This is a genomic window from Mesorhizobium sp. P5_C1, assembly GCF_054049815.1.
Genome location: NZ_JBFULQ010000248.1, coordinates 1 through 7,995, shown reverse-complemented (window position 1 = coordinate 7,995; position 7,995 = coordinate 1). Strand labels below are relative to the sequence as shown.

Genomic DNA, 7,995 nt, shown 5'->3' with positions numbered 1-7,995 from the left:
ATTCACGCCTGATCGAAGCAGATGAGGCCCGTACACTCGCGTCGATCAGGACCCTTCGCTCCCAAGTGGTAGACCCGCTGATCGCAGACCATAGGGGCCGTGTTGCCAAACTAATGGGCGACGGCGCAATCGTTGAGTTTGGCTCCGTTGTTGAGGCCGTGGCCTGTGCCGTCGCAATGCAGGAAGGGACGGCGGAGCATCAGCGGGAGGTCCCGCCCGAGAGCCGCATAGTGTTCCGCATCGGCATCAACGTCGGTGACGTTGTCGTGGAGGACGGCGACCTGCTCGGGGATGGCGTCAACATCGCGGCACGGCTTGAGGCACTGGCGGAGCCTGGGGGCATTTGCATTGCCGATGCGGCGCAGAAGCAGCTGGCCGGCAAGACTGACTTCGCCTTTGAAGACACCGGCGAGCGCAAGCTGAAGAACATCGCGCAGCCGGTCCGCGTTTGGTGCTGGTCCAAGGGATCGGCACCGCCTGCCGCCGGTGCGCCGCTATCCTTGCCCGACAGACCCTCAATCGCAGTGCTTCCGTTCGACAATCTGAGCGGGCAGCCGGAGGAGACCTACTTCAGCGACGGCATCACCGAAGACATCGTCACCGGGCTGACGCACTTCCGCTCGCTGTTCGTGATTGCCCGCAACTCCTCCTTCGCCTTTCGCGGCAAGTCGATCGACCTTGCCGAGATCGGCCGGCGGCTTGGGGTGTCCTATCTTCTCGAAGGCAGCGTGCGGCGCGCCGGAGCGCGCGTGCGGATCACTGCGCAGCTCATCGAGGCGGCGACCGGCGCGCATCTTTGGGCCGAACGCTATGACCGCGGCCTCGACGACGTCTTCACGGTGCAGGACGAAGTTGCGCAGACCATTGTGTCGACGCTGGTTGGGCGAATTGAAGATGCGAGACTTCAGCAATCGCTCCGGAAGCCGACAACCAGCCTTGCCGCCTACGACTGCCTGCTGCGGGGCATGGCCCACTTTCGGAGTGACACGGATGCCAATCGGCAAGCGCTTGAGATGTTCGAGAAAGCGGTGGCCCTCGACGCGCGGTATGCCGTGGCGCATTCGTATCGTGCTTTCGTGAAGGTGGCACAGAACGGTCACGCCGCCGCACCGATCGAGGTGCTGGACGCGGCGTTCAACGAGGCAAAGCACGCGATCGCACTCGACCCTCTGGAGAGCCGCTGCCACCGCATACTGTCGACCATCTGTCTCTACCGTCGTGAATACGACATGGCCGAGCAACATCTCCGCCGGGCATTCGACCTCAATCCCAATGATGCAGACGGACTGATCATGAAGGGCCGCTTGCTGGCCTTTCGTGGCAGGCCGGAAGAAGCACTGGTTTGCTTGGAAGCTGCTGGTCGCCTGAACCCACTACACTTTCGCTGGTACGATGTTCATTTCGGCATCGCCCTTTATTCGCTTCGGCGCTTTGCAGAGGCCGCTCAGGCGTTCAAAAAAATGCCCCTGCCAAGCTCGTGGTCGAGTGCACGGCTGGCGGCCTGCTACGCCCAGCTCGAACGGACCGAAGCGGCACAGGCAGCAGTGGCGGAGGTCCTGCGCTTGCAGCCTGATTTCTCTACCGCTGAATACATGCGCGAGAGCGTCCTCCTTGAACACGCCGAAGACCGGGAGCTTCTCCGTGAAGGGCTCATCAAGGCCGGATTGCCGGCGTGATTTGGCCGTGCCAGAGCAGCTGGTGGCTACCATGGTACCGGGTCGTTCCCGCGCGCAGCGTACCAGAATTGCAGCTTGGTGGCTTAACCCGTTGGCGCTTTTGTTAGATGCGTAGTCGCCTCCCTCAGGCAAGATTCTAGTCCTGCAGTTGGGAGGGGGGATCGGCGTAGTGCGTTTGCACCGCCTCGCAAACCTGCTCGAACATCCATGTCAGGCCGACATCCGTCATCACCGCTTTCTGGGCGATAACGCAGATCGGGACGTGGCCAGTGTTCAGCGGAAGGTCGGCGCTGACCAGGCCGAAGCGCGGTCCCTGCCTCGCCGCCAGCACGGCCGGTACGGCGGCGATGAGGTCGGACTCGGCGACCGCCGCAAGCGCCATAGTATAATTGGGCACCGTCAACACCACACGTCTCGCTAGGCCGCACGCTTCCAGGGTTTCGTCGATCAGCCCCTTCCTGTCGCCGGTGAACGACACCAGCACATGACGCATAGTGCAGTAGCGCTCTAGCGTCGGTTGCTCGGCAAAGGGATGACCGGCGCGCATCACCACCACGAAACGCTCCTTTAGCATAGCGCGCCGGGTGAAGCGCGCCGGCACGTCATCCAGCGGCGCGACGGCGATATCCACCAGGCCGGCGTCGATCTCGGCAAGCACCGGCCGCCAGGTCCGCTCGATGGGCCCGCCCTTGCGATAGGGCAGCATTTGCAGCACCGTGAGGTCGATATTGGGCGCGGCCGTGGCCAGCTTCTCGACAAGTGGCGGCAGGAACACCGCCGAAAGCGCGTCGGCGGCGCTGATGGTGAAGCGCCGGTTCGACGTCTCCGGACGGAACGGCTCGACCGCCACAACCATTCGCCGGACCTGCGCCAGAATATTGGCGATAGGCTCGGCCACCTCCAGCGCGCGCGGCGTCGGCACGACGCCCTTCGGCGTCTTCAGGAAGAGCGGATCGTTGAGCAGCTTGCGCAGCCGGCGCAGGCCGTGGCTGATCGCCGACGGCGACAGCCTCAGGCGATCGCCAGCCCGTCCGACATGGCGCTCTTGGAGTACCACCTCGAACAGTTTCAGCAAATTGAGATCGGCGCGGGATAGGTCGATTTCATTCAGCATGATGCTGAATTGATATCATTGGATACATCAGAGTCCAAGTACGATACTGGCGTCACAAGGGTTTTCCAGACCCGTGAGGGTATCCATGCAAGAATCGGGTGGCGGGGTGCGACGCGCTCTGATGGGATGGCTGATCGGCCGGGAACCGGACTTGGGGTTCGTCCGGCACCTCGGCGAGCGCTGGCTGGCGGAGCAGCCTTTTTCGGGCGAATTGAGCGGCGTCTCACTCCAAGCGGAGGAGGGGACAAGCGGCATGGCGAGATCATCTGCCTACAAGCTCGATGCCGGGCAGGCGAGCGGCTGCGCTTCAGCGGCGCCGATTTCCTGGTCAGGGCCGCGGCCGACACGACCGGCGGCGCCTTCTCGATCATCGAGGAGATCGATCCGCTCGACACGCCCCTGCACAGGCACGCCAACGAGGACGAGATTTTCTATGTCATCAAGGGTGAGCATGTCTTCCGCTGCGGCGACCAGGAGTTCCGCGTCGGGCCGGGCGGAACGATGTTTGCGCCGCGCGGTGTGCCGCATGCACACAAGCGCGTCCTGCCGCGCACCGGCAGGTTTCTCACCATGACCTCGCCGGCCGGCTTCGAAGGCTTCTTCCGCGAGCTGTCCGCGGCTGAGGCGAGCGGCGCCGCGATGCCCGAAGCCTACGCGGCCGTGTCGCGCAAATACGGCATAGACTGGCTATAGGAGACATCGTCATGACACTGGACGCCCTGATCCTCGACCCGATGCTGCAGGCCCTGGAGAGCAGGTCGCCCTCCGCATCGGAGGATGACGGCACAGGGGAGGCTTCCACAGGCGAACTCTTCCAGCGAGCTGCCGATCACGCCACGCGTTTTCGCGACGCCATCGCCTCCGGGCCGCAGCGGCCGCTGATGTCTTATCGGCAGGCTCTGGACAGTTTCCGCGAGCCGCTTCCCGAACGGGGCAGCGCTGGGATCGGTGTTGTTGACGAGCTTGCCGAGAAGGCTGAGCCCGGCCTGCACAGGATGACAGGTCCGCGCTTCTTCGCCTGGGTCTGCGGCAATTCCCATTCGGTCGGCGTTTGTGCCGACTGGCTGACCAGCACCTGGGGTCAGAACACCGGCAATCACCACGCCACGCCGTCGGCCTCGGCCGTCGAGACGATCGCCGGCGGCTGGCTGCTCGAGCTTCTCGACCTGCCGCGCGAAGGCTCCATCGGCTTCGTCACCGGGGCGACCATGGCCAATTTCGTCTGCCTGGCAGCGGCGCGCGGCGCGGTCCTGCGGCAGGCCGGCTGGGATGTCGAGGCGCAAGGCCTGTTCAGCGCGCCGCCCATCACGGTGCTGATTGGCGACGACGCCCATGCCACGGTGTTCTCGGCGCTGCAGTTCCTCGGCCTTGGCCATGACCGCGTCGTGCGTGTGAAGACAGACGACAATGGCCGTATCGCGGTGGCCGATTTTGCCGTGGCCGCCGCCCAGGTCTCCGGCCCTTGCATCGTCATCCTGCAGGCCGGGCAGATTAACACCGGCGCCTTCGACGATTTTGCCGGCATCGTTCCCATCGCCCGGCGCATCGGTGCCTGGGTCCATGTCGATGGTGCCTTTGGCTTGTGGGCGCGCGCCTGCCCCGGGCGCAGCTATCTGGCCGCCGGGGTCGATGCCGCCGACTCCTGGGCGACGGACGGCCACAAATGGCTGCAAACGCCCTATGATTGCGGCTATGCTATCGTGCGCGACGAACAGGCGCATCGCCGTGCCATGACGATCGCGGCGAGCTACCTGCCACTGGCCTTCGAGGACGAGCGCGACCCCAGCCACTATGTGCCCGAACTATCGCGACGGGCGCGCGGCTTCGCCACCTGGGCGATGATCAAGCATCTCGGCCGCGAAGGCATCGCCGCGATGGTAGAGCGCCATTGCAAGGTGGCCGGAGCGATGGCCGATAGGCTGCGCGCCGACAACGCCATTGCCGTGCCCAACGACGTGGTGCTGAACCAGTTCGTCGTGCGTTTCGGCGCCGACCGCCCGGACGAGGAGGCCGACCGGCTGACGCTGCAGACGATCGCCCGCCTGCAGGCCGATGGGATCTGTTTTGCCGGCGGCGCCAGATGGCACGGCCGCCAAGTCATGCGGGTGTCGGTGATTTCCTGGTCGACCGACGACAGGCAAGGCGAAATTGCCGCCGACGCCATGATAGCGGCGTGGCGGGCGATAAGGTAGCCGATGGCTCGTCGTGATCGCTTGCTGTCTGACATCTACCCTGTCGGCTGGCCTTGTATTCAAGTAAATGCTAATATTGATCGGGCCCGGCAGATGCCGTTCCAGCTTCGCTCGGCCCATGGCGGCAGCTGATGTCGAGGGGGACGCATGCGGATCGCAATGATCGGGGCGGGCGGCATCGGCGGCTATCTCGGCGCAAGGCTCGCAGAGGCGGGGGGCGACGTCAGCTTCATCGCTCGCGGTGCCCACTTGCAGGCAATGCGCCGGAACGGCCTGCGAATTCAAAGCGATATCGGCAACGTCTTTCTCCCCAATGTGTCCGCGAGCGACGCGCCGGCCGACATTGGTCCCGTCGATCTCGCGATTTTTGCGGTCAAGCTCTACGACAGTGAGAAGGCCGCCGCCGCGCTCGGACCGCTCATCGGCAGGAATACGCGTGTCGTGACGTTGCAGAACGGCATCGACAGCGTCGAGATTCTAGGCCGCCATGTTCCCGGCGACCAGGTGATTGGCGGCGCCACCTACTTGTCCGCATTCATCAAACAGCCGGGAGAAGTCGTCCACGCTGGCGGGCTGCGTCACATCCTGGTCGGTGGACACCGCGAGCCTCTCATCAAGGACCTTCAGGCGCTCTGCGATCGTGCTGTTGGGCTTGAGCTGAAGCCGGTTGCCGACATCGACAATGTGCTGTGGGAGAAGTTCGTGACACTCGCGGCCTTTTCCGGAGGGACGTCGCTCATGCGCTCCGGGATCGGTCCGATCCTCGACGACCCCGAGGCTCGTATCTTCATCGAGCAACTGCGCGACGAGGGGATGGCGGTCGCGGCCGCGGCCGGTCATCCCATGGTCGAGGGGTTCGAAGGGCGCGTTGTGACCAGATGGACCGCATTCCCACCGCACGTAAAATCGTCGATGGCCAACGACCTCGAAAGGGGCAAGCCAATCGAGGTCGCCTGGCTGTCCGGGCGCATGCACGAATTGGGCATCAGGTTCGGTGTTGCGACCCCCGGCCACACGGCGGTCTTCCGCGCCCTGCATCTCTACGCTGCGGGTGCCGCCCACTAGCGGTGCCGCTTCAACGTCCCTTGGGAGGATATCATGGCCAGTTCGTCGAGCGAGAGCATGCCGGTGGCGACCGTTAACGAGGCTACCGGGCCACAGGACACGTTCAACAAGGAGCTGGAGACGTACCGCAGGATCGTGGCCACAAACCTCATGTTCCACCGCGAGGTCTACGGGCTCCTGCGCGATCTGCTCGTCGAGCATGCACCAGGGTCGTTTCGATTCCTCGACGTGGCGTGCGGCGATGCCGCTGCCTCTGCCGCGATGYTGAAGACGTCCGCGATCGGCGGCTATGTCGGCATCGACCTGTCGGAAGCGTCGCTAGCGCTTGCCGCTCGCGCACTCGAAGGGCTCCCATGCCCGGTCGAACTGCGCTGTGGCGATTTCGCGCAGGCGATGGCGAACTGGTCGGAACCCGTCGACGTAATCTGGATCGGCATGTCGCTGCACCATCTAGCGACCGAGGGCAAGGCGAAGCTGATGCGGCACGCCCGCAGGGCCTTGGGCGGCGTGGGCCAGTTCGTCATCTGGGAGCCGGCCCTGTTCGAGGGAGAAGATCGCGCCGCCTGGCTCGCCCGCTTCTCGTTGCTGCGAGACAAATGGTCGGCCGTTTCCGACGAGGAATTCGCTTCCATGGAACGGCATATGCTTCTGGCCGATTTCCCTGAAACCGCCGACACTTGGCTCGGCATGGGGCGGGATGCCGGGTTTCGCCGCGCCGAGGAGATTTTCATGATGCCGAACAGAATGGGCAGGGTATTCCGCTACTGGAACTAGCCAGCGCATCGGGGCGACCATGTCATCAGATCTGAAACCGGGTGAGATCCCGCCGGGCGACGCTCCGGTTCCCGCGGCCGTCGTGCTGGTCGGTCGCTCGGGTCGCCTGCGCCCGCTCGACGCCGGGCGCGACGCATCCTGTCTCTACCCGCTGTCGCATGACGAGCACACGAATGCCACCTGGGTCGACATGAAGGTTGGCCCGTTCGCCAGCGAGCAATGTTTCGCCGACCACGTCGCCGAACTGGTGGCCGACAAGAAACGCGCCTTCTTTGCCGTCGCCGGCCTCGACGACAAGCCGCTGGGGTGGCTCTGTCTGATGGAGGCGAGACCCGCCCATCATGTCGTCGAGCTCGGCTATGTGCTCTACACGCCGCCGCTGCAACGCACACGGCTCGCCACCGAGGCGCTCTACCTGATCCTGCGCCATGTCTTCGACGATCTTGGCTACCGGCGCCTCGAATGGACCTGCACCTCGACCAACCTGCGCTCGCGCAAGGCGGCCGATCGGCTCGGCTTCGTCTATGAGGGCACGCTGCGCCAGGGCCTGTTCCTGAAGGGCAAACCTTGCGACATCTGTGTCTATTCGATGCTTTCCAGCGAATGGCCGGACCATCGCTCAGCTTTTGAGGCCTGGCTTGATCCCGGAAATTTCGACGCCGGGCGGCAGCTTCGCTCGGTTGCCGAGATCAGGAGCGGCCTTGATTAGCATGATCCAGAGGTCAATCCTCAGTCGCAGCACCAGTCAATCCCTTGAAATCACAGTGCCGCGTCATCGACCAAGCGGCTGCCGTGACAAGGCGAGGAGCTCGGCCTCGTCGGTGATGCCGGCCATATAGTTGGCGATGATGCGGGAGGCCAGCGCTTCTCGGCTGGCATCAGAGTCGCCCTCGCGCTTTGCCTGGTCGAAGACCCGCCCAAGAAGTCCCATCTCGGACGGCGTGAAGTTGCCCGCCTCTTTGAGTTTGCGATTGATGGACATGCGGCCTCCCTTCCTTTCGAAAAGTATACGCGCATCTCACGCAAAAAGGACGGACTGAACGAGCGACAGCTTCGATTGCGCCCTTTTTGATTTCGCTCACAACCCGCGATCTTACGCCACCGACCAGCCGCCATCGACCAGAATATTGGCGCCGGTGATCATCGACGCTGCCGGCGAGGCCAGGAACACCAC

Annotated in this window: 9 protein-coding genes; 6 read left to right on the top strand and 3 right to left on the bottom strand. The window is 64.2% G+C overall.

The genetic code is table 11. From position 1 onward, the window contains the following. Positions 1–1,676: adenylate/guanylate cyclase domain-containing protein (locus ACXJ7R_RS19065; protein ID WP_457153201.1), on the top strand; the 1,676-nt coding region annotated here is incomplete at its 5' end. A gap of 136 nt (positions 1,677–1,812) precedes the next feature. Here the strand turns inward: ACXJ7R_RS19065 and ACXJ7R_RS19060 are convergent. Next, a complete protein-coding gene (locus ACXJ7R_RS19060) occupies positions 1,813–2,790 on the bottom strand; it encodes a LysR family transcriptional regulator (RefSeq protein ID WP_457153200.1) in 978 nt (325 codons plus the stop codon). 126 nt (positions 2,791–2,916) lie between these two features. Between ACXJ7R_RS19060 and ACXJ7R_RS19055 the strand changes: the two genes are divergently transcribed. The 5 genes from ACXJ7R_RS19055 (at position 2,917) to ACXJ7R_RS19035 (ending at position 7,530) form a co-directional block, all read left to right on the top strand. Beyond that, positions 2,917–3,483, top strand: coding sequence for a cupin domain-containing protein (locus ACXJ7R_RS19055; protein WP_457153199.1), 567 nt, complete (start codon positions 2,917–2,919; stop codon positions 3,481–3,483). Positions 3,484–3,524: 41 nt separating this feature from the next. Next, complete coding sequence (locus ACXJ7R_RS19050) at positions 3,525–4,982, top strand: pyridoxal phosphate-dependent decarboxylase family protein (protein ID WP_457153203.1); 1,458 nt, start codon at positions 3,525–3,527, stop codon at positions 4,980–4,982. A 147-nt stretch (positions 4,983–5,129) separates the two neighbouring features. Beyond that, positions 5,130–6,047 (top strand): ketopantoate reductase family protein, encoded by a 918-nt coding sequence (locus ACXJ7R_RS19045; protein WP_457153198.1) that lies wholly within the window; start codon positions 5,130–5,132, stop codon positions 6,045–6,047. 33 nt (positions 6,048–6,080) lie between these two features. Further along, a complete protein-coding gene (locus ACXJ7R_RS19040; RefSeq protein ID WP_457153197.1) occupies positions 6,081–6,821 on the top strand; it encodes a class I SAM-dependent methyltransferase in 741 nt (246 codons plus the stop codon). 19 nt (positions 6,822–6,840) lie between these two features. After that, on the top strand, positions 6,841–7,530 hold the full coding sequence (locus tag ACXJ7R_RS19035; protein ID WP_457153196.1) for a GNAT family N-acetyltransferase: 690 nt from the start codon (positions 6,841–6,843) through the stop codon (positions 7,528–7,530). Positions 7,531–7,593: 63 nt separating this feature from the next. On the opposite strand, the gene ACXJ7R_RS19030 is transcribed toward ACXJ7R_RS19035, so the two are convergent. Together ACXJ7R_RS19030 and ACXJ7R_RS19025 are read right to left on the bottom strand one after the other, a co-directional pair. Beyond that, complete coding sequence (locus ACXJ7R_RS19030; RefSeq protein ID WP_095088617.1) at positions 7,594–7,803, bottom strand: hypothetical protein; 210 nt, start codon at positions 7,801–7,803, stop codon at positions 7,594–7,596. Positions 7,804–7,914: 111 nt separating this feature from the next. Next, on the bottom strand, positions 7,915–7,995 hold an 81-nt coding region (locus ACXJ7R_RS19025; protein WP_457153202.1), incomplete at its 5' end, for an SDR family oxidoreductase.

What these genes read in the sequence shown, in the direction of transcription:
- ACXJ7R_RS19050 (WP_457153203.1), top strand. Translation starts at nt 3,525, where the DNA reads ATGCTGCAGGCCCTGGAGAGCAGGTCGCCCTCCGCATCGGAGGATGAC.
- ACXJ7R_RS19060 (WP_457153200.1), bottom strand. Translation starts at nt 2,790, where the DNA reads ATGCTGAATGAAATCGACCTATCCCGCGCCGATCTCAATTTGCTGAAA.
- ACXJ7R_RS19030 (WP_095088617.1), bottom strand. Translation starts at nt 7,803, where the DNA reads ATGTCCATCAATCGCAAACTCAAAGAGGCGGGCAACTTCACGCCGTCC.
- ACXJ7R_RS19055 (WP_457153199.1), top strand. Translation starts at nt 2,917, where the DNA reads ATGGCTGATCGGCCGGGAACCGGACTTGGGGTTCGTCCGGCACCTCGG.
- ACXJ7R_RS19035 (WP_457153196.1), top strand. Translation starts at nt 6,841, where the DNA reads ATGTCATCAGATCTGAAACCGGGTGAGATCCCGCCGGGCGACGCTCCG.
- ACXJ7R_RS19045 (WP_457153198.1), top strand. Translation starts at nt 5,130, where the DNA reads ATGCGGATCGCAATGATCGGGGCGGGCGGCATCGGCGGCTATCTCGGC.